Below are 19,465 nucleotides of genomic sequence, written 5' to 3'. Positions count from 1 at the left end.
ATCTCATTTTCGTTTCCATTTCATACAGCCAGATGGCATGTACCAAAATTTCAACGTTGGATTTTGTAAACAAAATCCGTACTCACTCGTTGTTCAGTTTTCAAAGATCAATCAACAGCCGTTTAACTGGCTGGATATATAATTTATCACGTGTATACCCAACAAACAAGTTGTAATATTTACCAGTACATGAGTTGTGTTTCTACACGGTGTAATTTTTACTGAACCACGCCTACACATAGTGCTTTGTCTATAACAACCGAAGATATAAACGTTATAAATCATAAAAGCAGTAGCTCTTTATTGATGGAGCTGCTGCTTTCGCTTTTTTTATATGAAATCCTGAAATGAACGCTTAGCTTAAAGCTGTAGCTAGATCTTCTATTAAAAGTTCAGCAGGTTCATGCCCCACAGCCAAGCGAATTAGCGATTCGGGCATGTGTTGTTTTTTTAGACTCTGCTTATTGAAACCGTAGTTCGGTGAGATCACCTGGCTCTCCATAGAACCCCACGATACACCGATCCGAATCAGTCGCAGTTTATTGATCACTCTGCATATATCCTCATAACCCGAGTCTTTTAGTTCAAAACTGAATAGTCCGGCATACCCTTTAAGCTGTCTACATGCCAGCTCATGCTGTGGGTGAGAAGGAAGTCCAGGATGATTTACTTTAGAAATGGCCGGATGATCTGATAGAAAACGGGCAACCAACAGAGCATTTCTTTGATGGGCTTCCATACGAAGCGGGAGTGTTCTTAGACCCCGAATGAGTAGCCAGGCTTCAAAAGGGGCTAACGAACCGCCAATTAACTCATATTCTTCAGCATACATACGATTTATTATCTCTTTAGAAGCGATTACTGCCCCAGCAATTAAATCATTATGTCCCCCCAAGTACTTGGATGCGGAGTGAACGACGATATCAACGTCCCATTCTAATGGTTTTTGGAATAGGGGTGTAGCCCATGAATTATCTATGATTGTGCGGATAGCCTTAGCTTTGGAAAGTGACGCTACTTCCTGAATATTTACCATATCGAATGTAAACGAGGTAGGAGACTCCATAAGAATAGCACGGGTCTGCGGTTGGATGGCATTAGCAACTGCTTCCGTAGAAGTCGAATGTACAATGGTGTAGTTTATATCGAACTTCGTTAAGTATTTGGCTAGGCTGACGGAAGTTTCATATATGTGTCCGACCAGAATCAGATGATCCCCTGCGGATAAGCTACACATTAGAGCGGCACTGATAGCAGCCATTCCGGAGGCAAAGCACTTGCAGTCCTCCCCACCTTCCAGCGCAGCAATCATTTGTTCTGCAATCCGAACGGTAGGATTGGTTCCTCTCGAATAGACATAATGCTCCTTTTCATGATTAGCTGCTTCAGCATAATCTTCGTAGGTATCAAAGAAAAATGGAGCAGTCTCATAAATAGGAGGAACAGCAGCCTTAGCAAAATACCCTAGTTTGTCCTCAAACCCAAAACACATGAGCTGATCATCTGAGAAACTCAAACCTGATCACCACTTTCTGAAAAATTCCAAACCCATGAAGGTAGTCTCCTCAATCAAGGACTCAAATATTCTATAAGTCAAATTGCTTTGGACCTGTGCTGTTTAATTTTCGAAACTGATCAGGCTTCCACATGTCTTTCACTAAGTATCCAATTCATAAAATAGCGTATATTTTTGGATTGCAAGGAAAAGATATGCTTTATCAAAAAAGAAGGAGGTTCACTTGTGTTAACACGTTGGATTAGAAGTGTTCTGAAACCTGGAAAAAGGTACTCACAGGATATCGAAAAATCCAAACAGCAAACCGCTACCGATCCAATCCATTCATCATTATCCCATACTCTGTCTTTACTTAAATTAAAACTTGGGCAAGGTCCCGATTTTGTCATTCGTGATTTTTCCGAAAGTCCTGTACATGCTGGCCATCTCGCCGTTTGTTATATTGAAGGACTGATTGACCAAAACTTGCTTTCCGATTTAATGGAGAGCTTGATTACAGAGATGGGCTCCGCAGATACTTTTATGTTTAAGGAAAATACTGCAGCTTCTTTGTTAAAAAACACAATTCCGTCTGGAAATATTCAAATGATACATTCGCAAAATGAAGTATATCAAGCGATCCTCTCCGGGAATGCTGTCATTGTCATCGACGGAAACAACTATGCATTGGTAGTTTCCATCGCAGGCGGAGTAAGACGGGCTATTCAGGAACCCAGCACTCAGACCGTAGTACGGGGTCCTAAAGAAGGATTTACGGAGGATATCTCAACCAACATTACACTGATCAGAAGAAAATTGCGGACACCTGACCTTAAATTTGAAAGTCACGTTATTGGGCGATATACACAAACCAAAGTCATGTTAGCTTACATTGAAAATGTCGCTAATCCAGAAGTCATACAGGAAATTACAAAACGGCTGCAACCAATTGATACAGACAGCATACTTGAAAGTGGCTACATCGAAGAATTTATACAGGATGAACCACTTAGTCTCTTTCCCACCATGCTAAACTCAGAGCGTCCGGATACAGTCGCTGGTAGCCTTTTAGACGGACAAGTAGCTGTCCTTGTTGATGGGACGCCATTCGCTCTGATTGCACCTGTAACCTTCTTTAATTTCTTTCAAACGGCGGAAGACTACTACCAGAGATATGACATTTCAACTTTTTTAAGGGCTCTTCGTGTAGTATCTTTTCTAGTCTCATTGTTGCTTCCCTCTCTATTTATAGCCTTGACGACTTTCCAACAGGAAATGATCCCCACCACGCTGTTGATTACGCTAATGGCTCAACGGGAAGGAACTCCTTTTCCTGCATTATTGGAAGCTTTAATGATGGAATTAATGTTTGAAGTGATTCGTGAAGCAGGTGTGCGAATGCCACGGGTCATCGGACCAGCCGTTTCTATTGTAGGAGCTCTGGTTATAGGACAGGCGGCGGTGCAAGCCGGACTGGTCTCAGGTGCAATGGTGATCGTTGTTGCCTTCACAGCTATATCGAACTTTGTCATCCCGTATTTTGCTATGGCTTCAGCGGTCAGGTTGTTGCGTTTTGCACTTATGCTACTGGCGGGGGCTCTAGGCTTATTTGGTATTCTGATAGGAATTATCCCCCTTCTAATTCACCTTGTATCTCTCAAGTCATTCGGAGTTGATTATTTTGTTCCCTATAGCCCCACCTTTAAAACTAATATGAAGGACCTTATCATCAGAGTTCCGTGGTGGGCTATGAAAACCAGACCTAGCGAAAAGTCAGGCCATAACCAGACAAGACAGGCAGCTCACCAATACCCTGCTAGTTCGGATGATACTGAAGGTGGTCATAAGCCTGATACCCAAAAATAGGAGAGATCAATGGTGCGGCAATTAAGAGTTAGTTATGTACTGTTTATTGCAGGGTTATTACTTACAGGGTGCGTAGATCGAACAGAATTGAACGAATTAGCCATCACAACAGCAACTGGAATTGATGGACATAAGGGCGACTGGATCAATACTTATCAAATCATCATTCCATCAGCCATGACGACTGGCTCAGGTGGTACTTCCTCGGGGGCATCGCAAAGCGCTGTACATACCTTTTCTACACATGGAAAAACATTGAGAGAGACCGTTACGAAGAGTAGCCTGGAATACCCACGCAAACTATATTTTGCCCAAAATAATATACTCGTTATTGGAAAAAAAGCAGCAGAACAAGGCATTGAAGAGATTATTGATATATACCTCCGCAACCTTGATTCACGAGAAACTGTAAAAGTATTCATTGCCAACGGAGAGGCTCGTAATTTTTTAAAAAAGCTTGTACCACCAGAGAAAATTCCTGGTCAAGCTTTAGAAAAGATTATAGAAAGAGATAGCAAATTAGGATCAATTTACCCTGCAATATCCATGTATGAATTTATTTCGAAAATTAGCTCCGATAGTGCAGCCGGAGTTCCAGAAATATCTCTTGAGGGTTCCGAGCCGGAGAAACTAGACTCTGTTGATGTTTTCAAGGAAACCTCCGCCAAAAATAAACTCAAGTTATCGGGCTTAAGCATTTTTCAGAAAGACAAGAGAGTCGGCTTCCTAAATGAAAAGGAAAGTATAGGGGTTTCATGGTTAAACAACCAGATTAAAAACACTACTGTAAACTATGTGGATGGGAATGTTACGTCCGCTTTCCTCATCCGGAAAGCCAAGGTTAAGGTTACGCCAATCAAGAATTTAAATCATTATTACCTCAACGTTGACGTTAAAGCTACCGGGGATCTTCTGTCAGCCTCTTCGCAAAGAGAAATGAAAGATATGCAAAGTATAGGTCAATTGCAGATGCAAGCAGCAGAAATGATCAAACTGCAAATTCAGGAAGGCTGGAAAGCCTTACAGCAAAAGAATATCGACCTTATTGGTGTTGGAAATAAAATTCATCACAAGTACCCAAAAGACTGGAAAAAAATAAAAGAGACATGGCCTGAAGAGTTCGCAAACATGGATATAAAAATAGGTGTAAAAATGAAGCTTGCACGTCCAGGGTTATTCGAAAAATCTTTTAACGAACTGTTGAAATGAAATAAACAGGGAGAGGTGAAATGAAGCAATGCGTCAAAATACAATCCGAGTATCCGAGCTGATCATTTGTATGTCTTTATTTGAAGTTGGAAGTACAACTTTGTTTTTAATGGGGGCTGAAGCAAAGCAAGATGCTTGGTTAGTCATGTTGATAGGAGCATTAGCAGGACTTCTTCTGCTAATGCTCCATCTTGCTATTCACCATCAAGATCCTGAATTAGATTTGTTCATGTTGTTTCGCCGTTACACAGGGAAATATATGGGTACACTCATCAATTTACTTTTTGTGATGTATTTTACATATGAAGCTTCTCGGAACATACGCGATTTAGGCGAGGTGACCGTAATGACTCTGCTCCGCCAAACCCCTTTGTGGATCATCATCTTGATCACAATCGTGGTTGTATCCAACACGGTTCGTTACGGCTACAAAGCATTTTTCTTATTTTGCTTATTCCTTTTCCCTTTTTTTGTACTTGGATACGCCATAATTAGTATATTAATTCCGGCAACTGGTCTCTTTCACTTGGAAAATTCCCTTCCGGTTTTAGAGGAAGGATGGAATCCCATATTTAAAGCCGCTATTCCTGAGCTTATCTCCTTTCCATTCGGACAAACTGTGTTATTTCTTGTATTTTATCCGCTTGTACATAAAGGCCGGAATCTCACAAAACCCGTTTCCTTTGCTTATATAATGACCGCACTTGCTCTAACATTTGTTAATCAATTGGATATTTTTGTTCTCGGACCCAAGATCGCTGCAAATAGCACACTTCCTCTTTTGGAAGCCGTTCAGTTGATTGAATTAGCAGATCTGTTCGAACGAATGGATGCCCTTTTCACCTTGCTTCTTTTTCTTGGCTTGATCATCAAAATGTCTTTATTTTTTAATGGTGCTGTGATAGGACTTGAAAAAATAACCGGAGTCGGATTTAAAAAATGGATTCTTCCCCTTGCAGCACTTATTTATGGTCTTTCTTTTTTGTCGCCTAACTATATTCATCACATGGTAATCGGTCGAAAATTTGTTCTTAATTCCTGGTTTCCTATTTTTCAAATTTTCCTCCCTTTGTTACTATTCACCTTTATTGTTATTAAAAAAAGAAAAAAGACAAATAAACAGTCCTCTTCATGAGGAGATGATCATTCATTTAAATAGATCCACCACTTTTTTGATTTTTATTCTCTTTCATCGGCACTACATGGAGCGTTCCATCCTCGCTAAGCTCTGCATAGGCAATCTCATTGATGCTGTCATATCCCTGCTCTCGCGCCTTTGCTTTTATCAGCTCTACATCAATTGTTTTCCCGCGCATAGATTCATTTAGCAACCTTCCCTTATCAATGACAGTAACAGAAAAAAAATCAGGCTGTGCATCTATTCCCATATCCTGAGCAGCGGGTGGCTCATATTCGGGTTTGCGCATGACTGACAATGAGCCGTTCGTCTCTAACGTAGCGTACAAGACCTCACGCAGAGAAAAAATATTTTGCTGGCGTAGCATGGAGAGTAGCTGTGTAAATTCTATATCATATTTCTCCAGCAATTCTTGATTAACCTGCCCTTTATCCACGAGCAGCACTGTTCGACCTTCTGCCATATATCCAAATTTCACAAAATGAGTCGTCGCTTTTTCGAAAAAGTAGGCCAGCGCGCACCATAGTGCCAAAGCAAACAAAAGATGCCAAATGGTCACCTTATCGTCATATAACGTATTCCCTACAATTTCGCTCAATACCAATGATGTCAGAAAATCGAGCGGTGTTAACTGACTGAGTGTTTTCCGACCTGTAATAAAAGTAATAAGCCATAGGCCAAAAAAGCTGATGATCAATTTGACACCAATCGTGACAAATACCTCCATACCTATGCCCTCCGAAAGAAATTATTTTTCTTATGGGTTATTTACACTCCTATACTTCTGTATAAACAGAGGCTTATTCCATTCCTAAAGTTGTCCGAAAAAAAGCCCGCTACCAACTAGGGCAGCGAACTTTTTTAATTACGGCTATTATTTAATCTTAGTCTTTCGTGTATTCACTATAGATTATCTACTTTTCACCAGCAGCTGAATTGCTTCTTTAACCAGCTTATCCGTATCTCCTCCAGCTTCCTGCTCTTCCAATATGCAACGTTGCAGATTTTCTGCTACAATCTGGGCGATTGCTTTATCTGATGCATTGCGTACAGCTGATAGCTGGCTGACTACATCCTTGCACGACTTGCCCTCATCCATTAAACGAAGTACTCCACGTACCTGGCCCTCAATCCTTCTCAAGCGCGTTTTCAGTTCATCACTGTAATTGTAATCCATAAGCAATGCACTCCTTTTTTGACTTACCATATACATGTATAGGTATATTATAAACCAAAAAAGTAAATAGGATACCCTAAATAAATAGATTCACCTGTCCTTGCGATGCATCTCCCAAGTAAGCAGCTACTCCAGCATATTCCACACCATCTATTAGCTCTTCTTGTTGAAGTCCTAACAAATCCATGGTCATGGTGCAAGCGACGAGCTTGATCCCCTGCTCTTGTGCTAACTCTATAAGCTCTGGAAGAGAGAGCGCATTATGCTTTTTCATGACATGCTTGATCATCTGTGGTCCCAGTCCGACGAAATTCATTTTGGAGAGTGCTAACTTTTTCGGTCCACGAGGCATGATCCAGCCAAAGGCTTTTTCGAGCATTCCCTTATGGGTGCGCATGAGCTCATCCTTACGCAATATATTTAGTCCCCAAAATGTAAAGAAAATAGTTACTTCATGATCATATGCTGCCGCTCCATTCGCAATAATGAATGCAGCAAGCGCTTTATCCAGCTCACCGCTGAATAAAATAATCGTTGTTTTGGCTGTACTCATATAGAATCGTACCCCATTATTTCTCCTGCCCAGCCGGACATGCCTGAAAGCACAGATTTGACGTTTTTAGCGCCTTTGTCTGCCAATAACCGGCAAGCCCTTTCACTGCGTGCTCCAGCTTGGCAGATCACTGCGATTTCATCTTCCAGATTTAGCTCAGCGAGTCTGTTCTCCAGTTCTCCGAGGGGGATGTGCTTAGATCCTGGGATGTGTTTAAGAGCAAATTCGGCGGGTTCACGAACATCCAGCAAAATGAAGTTCTCCTTTGCAGACCATTTTGCTTGCAGCTCTTTAATACTTATCGTGAAAGGAATTGCTTGCTCCTCCTTCACATTAGTCGGATTTGCTTTGCGTAGATAATGTCGCATGACAACTCCTTCTTGAAAAGTGCCCAAATACTGATGTCCGGTGCCTTGGGCCCAGCTCTGAAAATCTGCTAACGAACCTTTGTCAGTCACTTGAACCTCCATAATCTGCCCGGCAAGAAGCTCATCCATAGCTTTTTTTGTTTTTACAATTGGCATAGGACAAGCAAGCCCTTTGCAATCAAGAATCTGATCTGCTTCGATATGACTAGTTGATGACATAGTGGTACCTCCGCCTTTTTTTGTGGGGTTTAGTTTAGTTTTAATTTCTTAATACACATACCCCTATAGGTATTAGAATAGCGAGGCCCACTTCTCTTGTCAACTCAGCTAGTCATTTTCATTCAAACTAATAATTCATGTCTTATAAAATTAAAAGCACACAAAAAAGCCGCGCAAAAGCGCGACTCTACTGCATACATACCAATTAATCGTCTGTTTTCATCAGTTCTGGCAGATCCAGCGACATCGAAATATTACATAGCATTCCTCTGGCGAGAAAAAGCATTGTTCTTTCCATGGCTTGTTCAATACCAGCCTGGCGGAAAGCGTCATAAACTGTCGTATGGATCTCACGTAACCCCTGCTGCATCACGGTTACAACCACATCCTCACGGATTGTCTGTGCCTGCATTTGCAAAAGTATTTCATTTCGATATTCCGTCATAATCTGCGAATAGGCTGCAATCAGTTCTTGCTCTAACTGTTCCGACGAAGCCGATTGTATGACCCGGTGAAAAGAGTCTATGATACGTGCAAATGATACCTTTAGGGCTTCAATAAGCAAGGCTTCTTTAGTAGCGAAAAAGCGAAAAACATAGGGCTGTGAAATATTAGCCCGTTCCGCAACTTTGGCCGTTGTAGCTCGATAGTAGCCCATCTCCGCAAAGACTTCAATAGCAGCAGATATGATTTCCTTTTGGCGATTTATTGATGTTGATGTTGCTTTAGCCATATTTTCTCATCCTTTTGTTTATCACAAATTTTCTCTGATTAGTGATTAATCAATCACTTAACATTATAAATGTCATCCTCTAAAAATGCAATGAACCGAAAAAGTCGCCTCCATCATTGTAATGGAAACGACTCTCTTTTTTATACATCTAAATCTAATTATGGCGTCATCGAGTTAAAATATAGTCGAACATAACTGACCTTTTGCGTTTTGGTTTGATAGGAAAATACTAAATAATAACTAAGACCTGATGTGTTGTCGATTTTATAATTAGCTTCTGCTGTGCCGGATATGTCTCTAGAGGTGTCAACTGTTTCTGTGGGCTGGCCCAGTTCGTCAATAACTTGTTTGATAAGCAACTTCTTATATTTTGAATCGGAAGAAGTAATTTCTGTAACTTTATCATTTCCATCCAGTACGAGATCTGTATGATATTTAGCGTAACTTCTCATAGGGCCTGTAGAACCAGAATCGGATTTCCCCCAAAGCTCAAACAAAAGATCGCTGCTAGTTCCCAAACCAAGACCTTTAGGCAGATTGGGTAACGTCCCCTGCTTGGCTGCACTCAATATAGCAGCTGCAGAGCTGTGTTTACTGTCAGGTGAGGCTGTACTACTAGCGGGTTCCTTGTGTATCGAGGTTGAGCCTTGACCAGACTCTTTTCCAGGCTTCTCGGAATTTCCTCCATCCGTACTAGGCTTACTGCTATCTGTACTCGTCTGGTTATTGTGGGTATCTTGCTCATTTGTATTGATGTCTGTATTCTGATCTGTTGAATTACTGGCAGATGGTGTGGCTGATTTCGTTGTAGAGGGAGCAGTTGAGTTTGCTTCTCCGCTATTGCCGCATCCTGTCATTACAGCAAAACCTATAGCTAATAAAGTGCTGGTGGTGACCAGCTTGCAAGCTAACTTTTTAAGATTACGAGATTGATGTGTAGGTTTCATTATAAGATCACTCTTTCCTTGTTCTTGGGTACAAACCAAGTGTAACCGAACCTCGTTTCGAGAATACCTCTACTTGTATCCAACTTGTAAACAAGCACATTTGTGATTTTCTAACATATCCTACCTGCGATCATAAATTCCTAGCTGTTGTTTAGAAAAGGCGTAAGGGGAGTCACTCTCCTTCAACCATATATTCCCTTTGATAATGAAGATGTATACAGCAAAAACAAAGTAGATTGTACCTGCAATCCAGTCTATTGCCGTTGGGATGTCTCTCTTTACGATTTCATGAATATACCAGATTCCTATAGGGACATGCAGGAGAAGTGCCGTACACAAACCAGGGTTATATACCGTTTTTGCTTTGAGATTGACAACAATACCGTGCCAGACGACCTGAAAGAATCCCATAAAAACGGGTGCGAGTCCAAGCCAGATTACGTGGGGGAACCATACGGGGAGCAGATAAAACACATAGGCAATTGCCACATTGATAAACATCGCTGATTGAGTGTTTAAGGGGTAATGATCCGGTGTATCACTTTTAAACATAACATTGTTAAATAAACCAGCAAAATATCCAGGCCAGCGGTACTCCTCAAATTGATGAAACAATATAGCTACAAAACTCAACCATAACATGCCTGTTATATCCGAAAGGATAGCTGGATTCATAAGTAAAACAATACATACAACCACACCGATTATAGCCCCTGCATCTTGCCAATATTTTCTCAAAAGATTCATATTAGTCACCCCTATGATTTATTTTTGATCAAAATATCTTTCAAATAGCAGGTTTAATTGTTCCTCTACTGTGGGCATTTCCACAACTGCTCCAGACTCAAGAATCGGACTCATCAGTGCAGGCAGAAAAATAGCTCCGAATATTTGCAGCATCATTGCTAACGACCGCTCCGGCTGTTGCTCACCTGTCAGCTCCTTGATCGTGTTCTGGACCTTTGGAAACCCCATCATGTTTAAAAATCTTCCGTATTCCTGTTGAGATGTAAAGGGTGTGCTGCCCATCACAATAATTCGCGACAGTAGCTCTGGATATTGGCGAATGACCTGTAAATAGTTAAGTAAAAATTGTTTCAGTCTATCTTGCGGAGGCATCGCTGTATTGTCCAAAACGGAAAATGTGTGCTGAAAGCTGTTTAGGATCACTTCAATAGCTTCACTGAGCAAATTTTCTTTGGAGCCAAAATAATAATTAACTAGAGAAATATTAGTACCAGACAGGTCAGCAATTTTTCTGATTGTAACCGCCTCGAAACCTTCCTTTTGAATAAATTCCAGCGTAGACTGTAGAATTTTTTCTTTGGTCTGTTGTTTTTTGTCTGGGTGATTCATGTTCTTCCTCCTCCTGTTTCGTCCAATCATAACGGATGAATGAAATGGACAACTTTATATAAGCAACTTTTCAAACAGCAATTAAAACATTGTTTAAAATATTGTTTGAACTCAGTTTAGCACTTTACATTTCACAAAACAAGTGAAGATATGAGAATTAGGTTATAAAAAAAACCACAAACGAATCTGATCGTTTGCGGGTTGATTGAATTGAGATTAAGAAAAGACTAAACTAAATAGCCCAATTTCCTTTGCGGAACACAGCCTCTTTGCTTCCGTCTTGCAGTTCACCGTCAATATCCAGCTCAGCTGAGCCGATCATGAAGTCAACATGAGTCAGGCTGACATTGGCACCGTTCTGGAGTAGTTCCTCCCGGTTCATTTGTGTCCCATTTTCGATGTTAAATGGATACGCACTGCCTAAAGCCAGGTGGCAGGAAGCATTTTCGTCGATACCTGTATTATAAAAGATGCGATTAAGATTGGAAATCGGCGAATCGTGCGGTACCAGGGCAACTTCTCCCAGATAGCAGGCCCCTTCATCCGTAGCGAGCAAATGAGTCAGATGCTGCTCGCCGGATTCTGCTGTATATTCGGTAACTTTACCGTCCTTAAAGGTAAACGTAATGCGATCTACCAGTTGTCCATTTAAATTAAGCGGCATGGTACTTGTGATGTGACCATTGACACCTGTACGCTTAGGCATCGTGAATACTTCTTCTGTCGGCATATTCGCAACAAAATAATCACCGCGCTCGTTTTCACCACCACCGCTGCGCCAAATATGTCCGTCGGCCAACTCAATTTTCAAATCTGTTCCGGGCGCGCGGTAGTGCAAGCTTTTATATTTTTTTTGATTCAGCTTGTCTTGTACCTGTTCAAGGTTTTTCAAATGATTGTGCCAATTCTGAATTGGGTCAGAGCCGTCTACACGATTCATTTGAAAGATCGTATCCCACATGACACGAACCCGATCTTCTTCTACTACATCAGCAAATACTTTATCAGCCCAAGCCTTCGTCGGAGCTTTAATCAAGCACCAGCTGATTTTATGATTTCGAGTAAATTTGGAGAAGCCTTCTCTAGCCGTAGCCGCTGCTTTTGTCGCACGAGAAACCTTTTGCGGATCAATGCCTTGATATAAATCCGGGTTTGGCACTTTAATCGTTAGTGTGGCTCCACCCTCTTCGGCAAATTTCTCCATCATGTCTGCCTTCCAAGCAGGGTAGTAATCAAAGCTGGCTTCGTCACCATGTTCAAAACGGCTGCGTGTAATGGAATCGTCCTCAAACTCTACCTGCACAAATTTAGCGCCTGCTTCATAGGCTTTGCTGACAATCAGGCGTGTGAATTCAACAGTTTCCAGTGGCGCAGTTACCAACAATGCCTGTCCGGGCTGAATGTTGACTCCTACTCTAACGACCAGTTCTGCATATTGCTCCAACAATGATTCAAATGTACTCATTTTTCCACGCTCCTGTTCCCGTTTGGTTATGTTGAATGATTTCATCACTACAGTGAGGACTGTTTCTCCAGTTCACGCAGCTCCACTCTTCGTATTTTGCCTGAGCTGGTTTTAGGAAGCTCTTGAATAAACTCTATTTTTCGTGGATATTTGTAAGGTGCCGTCCACTTTTTCACATGATGCTGCAGTTCCTTCACTAACTCTGGTGACCCTTCTACTCCGGCTTTGAGCACGACGAAGGCTTTTACAACATGTCCACGGATTTCATCCGGGCTGGCTACCGCTGCACATTCCTGCACAGAATCATGCTTCATCAGCGCTTCTTCTACTTCAAAAGGACCAATGGTGTAGCCAGAACTGATAATGATATCATCACCACGTCCTTCAAACCAAAAATATCCATCCTCGTCCTTCCGAGCCCGGTCGCCCGTTACAAAATAATCCCCATGTACACTAGCTAATTTGCGTTCTGGATCATGATAATACGCATGAAACAATGCTGGCAGATCAGCACGCACTGCAATGTCGCCCACTTGCCCTGGAGCCAGTGGAATACCATCCTCGTCTACAACCTCAACAAGTCCCGGTGCAATGGATTTGCCCATCGAGCCTGTGCGAAGAGGTTCATCTCTTAGATTCCCAATAATTAATGTACTCTCCGTTTGGCCGTAGCCGTCGCGAATCGTAATGTTGAACTGCTCCTGAAACTTGTTAATAACCTCCTGATTGAGCGGCTCTCCCGCAGAAACTGCGCTGCGCAATCGGGATAGGTCATATTGATCCAAACCATCCGTTTTTGCCATAATCCGATATTCCGTCGGCGTACAACACAATACTTGAACCCCATATTGCTGCAGTAACTGCAAATAGCGACCCGGACGGAACGGACCATTATATACAAATCCGGTCGCTCCATTTCCCAGTACTGATAAAAACGGACTCCAAATCCATTTTTGCCAGCCAGGTGCGGCAGTAGCCCATACTATGTCTGAAGCTCGAATATCCAACCATGGTGATGTTATCCGCAGATGGGCATATCCCCAGCCATGGCTATGTACAACAGCTTTAGGATTTCCTGTAGTACCCGAAGTATAGGCCAGAATGGCCATGTCATCACGGTGTGTCTTCACAGCTTCAAAAATATCTTCTTGTCCTTTCATCAACTCATCCAGCACAAGCCAGCCAGGTGCATTTGCTGTGTGGTCCCCAGGGACTACAATGCAATGATCCAAAGCAGGCAAATCATCACTTATTTTGTCTACTTCACCTGTTACCCCGGTCCAGGCAATGACTGCACGTGCTTCCGAATGGCGAAGCCGATATGCAATATCCTTGGCCCGCAGCATTTCTGAAGATGGGATGACAGCAAGCCCCAGCTTCAAACATGCCAGATAAATGACATATGCAATAATACGCCGTGGTACTACGACCAGAACTCTGTCCCCTTTGTTAAATCCCAGACTTGCAAGTCCTCCAGCCAGCCGGTTTGCTTTTTTCAACAGCTCTCCGTATGTGATTTCTTCGTATTCTCCTGTCTCACTTAACCACTTGAGTGCTGTCTTACCAGCCTCATGGTGTTCCATTTCCGAAGTCATATTGTAATATTCAGGCGCAAGCCATTGTTGCTGATCAGTCAAATCATACCTTCCCCTTTATACATAAGATAAGAGCAACTTCCTTTAAGTAGTATAACACGTCTTAGTACCAGGTTCTAATACCAGAATTAATTTATTTGGAAAAAAATAAAATTTGTAAAGCAAACGACAAAAAAGAGCCTGAATACAGACTCTTTTCTTAACTATTATTGTAATCTACATCTCAATGTCTATCACTGTAGAATCCACTTCCTGCCCGTTTACGAGCAGGACAATTCGGTGCGCTCCCGCATAATGGCGACGAGTTGTCAGGTCTGCAAACCGGTGTGTTCGTGTACCCGTTAAACGGGTTCCTCCAGAAACGGTTTTATCAGAAAGTAAAAACAGTTTACGCGAGACTTGTCCTCTCGCCTTAACAAAGTCGATGCCATACTCGATGCGGACTCGTACGGATTCACCTTCTCGAAGCTGAAGCACATAGCTTAACTCACAGTGATCACCGATCTTTAACACAGTAGGGTCTGTGGTGAGAGAGGCATCTGCAACCAGCGGCACCCCATCCGTATCATTCGCATAGCCGAACATGGCCATCACTTCAGGGATGGATTTGCGAATCAGGGATCGACAGCCATGGCGCACAATCCAGTCTGTGTCAGGATGTGAACCCTTCCAACGTTGAGCCGTTGCGATGACGATATCGGGATGATCCTTGGCAATATCGTTCAGGTTGTTGGCTACACTTTTACGTACATACAATGATGGATCGGCCTTCAGTAGTTCCAATACAGCCAATACCGGAGCAGGATCACGTTTGAAGACAGGCAGCGCCTGTCCCCAGGGCAGCCGTGGACGACATCCTTCGCTGGCAAGACGGCGGACGTGTTCACTGGGGTGTGCCGCCCAGGTCGTCATCTGCCGCATCATCCGTTCTGGTTCACGCAGAAGGAAGGGCCTCACAGCAAACTCCGCAGAGGATTTTGATGTAAATCGCTCCAGTGCATTCATGGACAGGTCCCAATGCTCTTCTCCCTGCCCATATACCTCTACGAAATCGGGGAAAAACAAGTACGGAAAACCGCTACAGTACTCATCTATGGCAAATAAAATAAAAAGAGCTTCTTCATAACTACTAGGCAAAAACGCTCCTAATGTTAACGAAATACGCCGTATTCGTTCTTTTAGCTCCAGCTCATCCCATTTTTTGTCCATAACTTGATGGATAAATCCTTCAATGTCGAATGGACTGTATGCAGCCTGTACTCTTTCACCGAATAGACGAAGGAATTCCTCCGTGTACATATTTTTTAAGGGCTCAGCCATTGTATATCTCCTTTTGTATATGAATGTAAGCAACAAGCGATGAACGAATAATATCTTCGTCTATGATAACCGTAAATCGTGACCCAGCACCAGCATTAAATGAGGTTAAGAGAATGGATGCAAGACACATTAAAAAATGCCAAGTCCTAAGATTAGGACCTGACATTTTTCCATAAACACTACAAATCGAATGAGACTTATATTTTGTGTTGGACAAACCAGTCGGTAATACGTTGCAGTCGTTCCACGCGAAGCTGTGGGTGCCCTTTTCGTGAAAGCTCGTGACTTGAAGCTGGGAAACGGACAAATTGAGTAGGTTTTCCCAAACGACGTAATGCTGTAAACAGCTGCTCCCCCTGCTCAATAGGACAACGTAGATCCTGCTCTCCATGCAATATGAGCAGCGGTGTATTGATTTGCTGCACATAAGCCAGCGGGGACTGCCTCCACAAAAGTTCGAAATCATCCCATGGATTTCCGCCAACTTCATCTTCAGTAAACGAGTATCCGATATCACTCACCCCATACATCGACAGCCAATTAGATATGGAGCGCTGGGTCACAGCTGCTCGGAAACGATCCGTATGCCCGACAATCCAGTTTGTCATAAAGCCACCATAGCTGCCTCCTGTGACACCCAGTCTTTCCGGATCAATGAATGGGAATTGGCGTATAGCCTCGTCCACGGCGCTCAGTAGATCGGTGTAGTCACGTCCGCCGTAATCTCCAAGGACAACATTGGTAAAAGACTGTCCGTACCCTCGGCTTCCTCCCGGATTCGTATAGATGACCGCATACCCCTGAGCGGCCAGCAACTGAAACTCATGAAAAAAAGAATTGGAATACATGGCATGGGGACCGCCGTGAATTTCCAAAATGGCAGGATAAGATCCTCCCTCCTTAAAACCAGCTGGCTTCATCACCCATCCCTGCACGCGTCGACCATCCTCGACCTCAGTCCAGAAGCTCTCAGGCACACTGATCTCAATCTCATCAAGCAGAGAATCATTCACTCGTGTCAGCCGTTCTTCGTTTCCTGAATGGATTGCAATTCGGAACAAATCACCTGGCAAAGCGACGTCAGTGGAAGCGGCAATGATATGCTGTTCATCTGAAGTAAGCTCAAATTGATAAATTTCCCGTTCTCCTTGGGTTAAAATTTTAAAAGTTCCATCAAGCGCAAACTGATATACGTGCACATTTCCTTCAATGGTTACTAGCGTGTACAGGGATTGACCGTCCGCACTGAAGCGTGGTGGTCCTACATGAAGATGTGAACGCATGTCGCTCATACCCGCATTACCGAGGTGAGCATCAAGCTTCTCACTAACACATACTGCCGTCCCGCCACTGGAGGGGACCGTATACAGCCGAGTCTGAGTAGCGCCTTTGGCATGGCGATCATGACCGTAAAAGGCAATCATTGTGCCATCGGGAGAGAAAGCAGCACTCTCGATTTGAAGTTCGGAATGAGTCAGCTTAAACGGTGCTGCCGCATTGCCATTAGAAGACGCAGGAGCTATCGTAAACAAATCATTTTGCTTGCGTAAATCCGTATCCTCTTTGGAATGCTCCGCTATTCTAGCGATAAATAAAATCAGTTGGCCATTCGGTGACCAGACAGGCTCCGCCACATCATAAGCGCCGGACGTCAGTTGAACCGTGTGCCCTGAAGTCACATCAGTTACATACAAGTGATCACGAGTATCATCCCACAGCCCATAGCCGTCGGATTTAGCTTTTGTTCGATTAATCACTCGTACCTCAAGATGTGTCTCCTGCTCACCTACATCGCATGTAAAACTTGACTGGTTCTCAGCAGTTTTAGCTACAAACGATATGTAGGCTCCATCCGGCGACCAGGATAATGAACGAACATTGTTCTCTACGTGCGTAAGTTGTCGGGCTTCTCCCCCGCGTGCTGGAATAATCCATACCTGGCGCTTGCCGTCTGTCGAACGGAGAAAAGCAAGTTGTGATCCGTCCGGTGACCAGACAGGCGTTTCATCTTTCGGCCCGTATGTAAAGGGTATCGGAGCTTCACCTTCAAACGGCAACAGCCAAATTGCCGAGTTATAGTCTGTCCGTTCTTTATTAATACACTGCTCTACGTAAGCGATTTCGCCACTCGTGGGGTGAACAGCCGGATCACTAACCCAGTGAAATCGATATAAATCCTCAGCTATTATACGGCGTTTGGTCGTGCCAGATTGCGAGTTGCTCAAATAAATTCCTCCTTAATATGGTCAGATTTCTACAACTTCAGATTCGATTAATCCGATTAATTTTATATGAATTAAATAAATATACAATTACGTTACTCTTTTTATGTATCTCTGTCAATTTGTCCACAGCTCAAATAACCCTCTCTCAGTCGCAATGACTCGAAAACACCGCCGCTTCGGTTGCTTTCTTGAGAGAAGGTCATGATCTGTTATCGCTCTTCCACACCATACACATTAAAGGCAAGCTCCTCTGCAAGCACAGTCTGCCTGACGACATTTTGGAATTTCTGCTGCGAACTCTAGGCTTCCCCAGTGATCGGGTCTAATTTCGATGAGCAGTCTCGGCTTCATTCTTTTCATGGATGTAGGTGGAGAATAATTCAGGATTCACTACTTTACGCAGTAAATGCATCGTCCCGTCCCCTGTTCCATGGTCAAAAGCATGAATACGTTCATATCCCCAACGCTCATACATGGATAATAAATAAGGATGTTTTTCCGCAGTCGCTAATGTCACTGCAGGAGCTCCGACCTTATCACGAATAACCGTTTGTTCTACCCAGTTCAGCAGTTTTTTACCATATCCTTTGCCCTGAGCAGCCGGATCTACGGCAAACCACATCACAAACGGAAGATCAGTTATAAAATTAAGGGCTCTATTTTTTAGATGACTAACGGTAGCCTGGATGACACCATCGACTTCCAGCACATAGCAATCATTATTTTTAATGTTCTCTTGAATGAGAGCAACGTCTGCCTGAGCGGCAGGCCATTTAAGCTCCAACTGCCGAATTGTTTCATATGCCTCATACGTTACATACTGCAATCTTTCTGCGTCCTCTTGTCGTGCCAGACGATAGATCTCGCTCATAGTCCCCCGCCTCCCTGTAGTGCTGTAATAATGTACGCAAACGACTTTACAACTAATCCTATCTTTTTAATCAGATATAAAAGTTAACATAACTGTAGCATGCTAACCATTCAGCGACAAATTAAATTTTTCTATAACTCCATTTAAAATAACAATATCCCTTGAGGCTTGAAACCTCATTAATTAAAAATAACGCAAAAAAAGCCCGAAAACCGGGCTTTTTTACTTTGTAAACCCAAAGAATGCTGTCCCTGTCTCTGGGGCATTTAAACGAACCTGTACGCTGTGTTATTCCGCAGGGGCAACAAAGCTGCGTTTGGCAAACTCGCTGTCCAGCATATAAAAGGCATTGCTGTCTCTTTCAATGCGCTTAAGCTTCTGGATAACACTATCGAACAGAGCTTCCTCTTCGACTTGCTCATCAATAAACCATTTCAGGAAATGGATCGTCGCATGCTCACGTGCATCGAGGGCCAAGTCAGCCAAGTGATAAAATTTTTGTGTATTTTGCTGCTCATGCTTGTAGCCATGTTCAAATACATCCAGCATGGAATCATAGCTATTTTTGGGCTCCGGTAATGCTGCCAATGTGGCGCGTCCTCGACGGTCATTAATGTATCTATACAGTTTCATGGCATGAAACCGTTCCTCCTCCGCTTGTACCAGGAAGAAGTTTGCAAACCCATCCAGACTTTCACTGGAGCAATAAGCAGCCATCGCCAGATATACGTGAGCAGAGTAAAATTCAAAGTTCATTTGCTCGTTCAGAGCCTGTGCCAAATTGTCATTCATGTCTCAGGTCACCTCGGTCAGATATGTAATGATGTAACGATCATAGTGTACCACGAATCCGATCACAAAAAAACGGACGGAAGTGAATTCAAGCATACTCACGTTCCGCCCGCCGTGCTCAACATTTAGTTCACAA

At 43.0% G+C, this 19,465-nt stretch carries 18 protein-coding genes; 3 read left to right on the top strand and 15 right to left on the bottom strand.

Annotation, left to right across the window (positions count from 1 at the left end; all coding sequences use genetic code 11):
• Nucleotides 1-355: 355 nt before the first annotated feature.
• A complete protein-coding gene (locus ACU1JV_RS25375) occupies nucleotides 356-1,516 on the bottom strand; it encodes a trans-sulfuration enzyme family protein (RefSeq protein WP_413986125.1) in 1,161 nt (386 codons plus the stop codon).
• Nucleotides 1,517-1,741: 225 nt separating this feature from the next.
• On the opposite strand from ACU1JV_RS25375, the gene ACU1JV_RS25370 reads away from it, so the two are divergent.
• From ACU1JV_RS25370 to ACU1JV_RS25360, 3 genes are read left to right on the top strand one after another with little or no spacing between them, the layout of a single operon-like run.
• Nucleotides 1,742-3,361, top strand: coding sequence for a spore germination protein (locus ACU1JV_RS25370; RefSeq protein WP_413986124.1), 1,620 nt, complete (start codon nucleotides 1,742-1,744; stop codon nucleotides 3,359-3,361).
• Nucleotides 3,362-3,370: 9 nt separating this feature from the next.
• The gene (locus ACU1JV_RS25365) at nucleotides 3,371-4,570 is read left to right on the top strand and encodes a Ger(x)C family spore germination protein (RefSeq protein ID WP_413986123.1); all 1,200 of its coding nucleotides are present in this window, start codon (nucleotides 3,371-3,373) and stop codon (nucleotides 4,568-4,570) included.
• 28 nt (nucleotides 4,571-4,598) lie between these two features.
• Nucleotides 4,599-5,705, top strand: a complete 1,107-nt coding sequence (locus tag ACU1JV_RS25360; RefSeq protein WP_413986122.1) for a GerAB/ArcD/ProY family transporter — start codon at nucleotides 4,599-4,601, stop codon at nucleotides 5,703-5,705.
• A gap of 16 nt (nucleotides 5,706-5,721) precedes the next feature.
• On the opposite strand, the gene ACU1JV_RS25355 is transcribed toward ACU1JV_RS25360, so the two are convergent.
• From ACU1JV_RS25355 to ACU1JV_RS25290, 14 genes are all read right to left on the bottom strand, one after another.
• Nucleotides 5,722-6,435, bottom strand: coding sequence for a YetF domain-containing protein (locus tag ACU1JV_RS25355; protein WP_058831292.1), 714 nt, complete (start codon nucleotides 6,433-6,435; stop codon nucleotides 5,722-5,724).
• A gap of 183 nt (nucleotides 6,436-6,618) precedes the next feature.
• Nucleotides 6,619-6,885, bottom strand: a complete 267-nt coding sequence (locus ACU1JV_RS25350) for a metal-sensitive transcriptional regulator (protein WP_013310304.1) — start codon at nucleotides 6,883-6,885, stop codon at nucleotides 6,619-6,621.
• Nucleotides 6,886-6,961: 76 nt separating this feature from the next.
• Nucleotides 6,962-7,438: a DsrE/DsrF/DrsH-like family protein gene (locus ACU1JV_RS25345; protein ID WP_013371120.1), complete on the bottom strand. Its 477-nt coding sequence runs from the start codon at nucleotides 7,436-7,438 to the stop codon at nucleotides 6,962-6,964.
• Nucleotides 7,435-8,025, bottom strand: coding sequence for a sulfurtransferase TusA family protein (locus ACU1JV_RS25340; protein ID WP_413986121.1), 591 nt, complete (start codon nucleotides 8,023-8,025; stop codon nucleotides 7,435-7,437). Before ACU1JV_RS25340 ends, ACU1JV_RS25345 begins: the two co-directional genes overlap by 4 nt.
• A 205-nt stretch (nucleotides 8,026-8,230) precedes the next feature.
• Entirely contained in the window at nucleotides 8,231-8,758 is a 528-nt protein-coding gene (locus tag ACU1JV_RS25335) for a TetR/AcrR family transcriptional regulator (protein WP_413986120.1), read from the bottom strand.
• 158 nt (nucleotides 8,759-8,916) lie between these two features.
• Nucleotides 8,917-9,705 carry a DUF4309 domain-containing protein gene (locus ACU1JV_RS25330; protein WP_413986119.1) on the bottom strand — a complete coding sequence of 263 codons (789 nt, stop codon included), beginning with the start codon at nucleotides 9,703-9,705 and terminating at the stop codon, nucleotides 8,917-8,919.
• Between the two features lie 120 nt (nucleotides 9,706-9,825).
• On the bottom strand, nucleotides 9,826-10,452 hold the full coding sequence (locus tag ACU1JV_RS25325; RefSeq protein WP_413986118.1) for an HXXEE domain-containing protein: 627 nt from the start codon (nucleotides 10,450-10,452) through the stop codon (nucleotides 9,826-9,828).
• An 18-nt stretch (nucleotides 10,453-10,470) separates the two neighbouring features.
• On the bottom strand, nucleotides 10,471-11,061 hold the full coding sequence (locus tag ACU1JV_RS25320) for a TetR/AcrR family transcriptional regulator (protein WP_413986117.1): 591 nt from the start codon (nucleotides 11,059-11,061) through the stop codon (nucleotides 10,471-10,473).
• Between the two features lie 232 nt (nucleotides 11,062-11,293).
• Entirely contained in the window at nucleotides 11,294-12,526 is a 1,233-nt protein-coding gene (locus tag ACU1JV_RS25315) for an aminopeptidase (RefSeq protein WP_413986116.1), read from the bottom strand.
• Nucleotides 12,527-12,573: 47 nt separating this feature from the next.
• On the bottom strand, nucleotides 12,574-14,163 hold the full coding sequence (locus ACU1JV_RS25310) for an acyl-CoA synthetase (RefSeq protein ID WP_413986115.1): 1,590 nt from the start codon (nucleotides 14,161-14,163) through the stop codon (nucleotides 12,574-12,576).
• A 174-nt stretch (nucleotides 14,164-14,337) separates the two neighbouring features.
• Nucleotides 14,338-15,441 carry a DNA alkylation repair protein gene (locus tag ACU1JV_RS25305; protein ID WP_413986114.1) on the bottom strand — a complete coding sequence of 368 codons (1,104 nt, stop codon included), beginning with the start codon at nucleotides 15,439-15,441 and terminating at the stop codon, nucleotides 14,338-14,340.
• Between the two features lie 197 nt (nucleotides 15,442-15,638).
• Nucleotides 15,639-17,666: a S9 family peptidase gene (locus ACU1JV_RS25300; RefSeq protein WP_165083573.1), complete on the bottom strand. Its 2,028-nt coding sequence runs from the start codon at nucleotides 17,664-17,666 to the stop codon at nucleotides 15,639-15,641.
• Between the two features lie 322 nt (nucleotides 17,667-17,988).
• Nucleotides 17,989-18,537 carry a GNAT family N-acetyltransferase gene (locus ACU1JV_RS25295; RefSeq protein ID WP_025675225.1) on the bottom strand — a complete coding sequence of 183 codons (549 nt, stop codon included), beginning with the start codon at nucleotides 18,535-18,537 and terminating at the stop codon, nucleotides 17,989-17,991.
• 288 nt (nucleotides 18,538-18,825) lie between these two features.
• Nucleotides 18,826-19,329 (bottom strand): ferritin, encoded by a 504-nt coding sequence (locus tag ACU1JV_RS25290; protein ID WP_013371107.1) that lies wholly within the window; start codon nucleotides 19,327-19,329, stop codon nucleotides 18,826-18,828.
• Between the last annotated feature and the right edge of the window lie 136 nt (nucleotides 19,330-19,465).

The organism is Paenibacillus sp. T2-29, assembly GCF_052921365.1.
The sequence above is the reverse complement of the archived record's forward strand: the minus strand, read 5'-3'. Positions and strand labels throughout refer to the sequence as shown.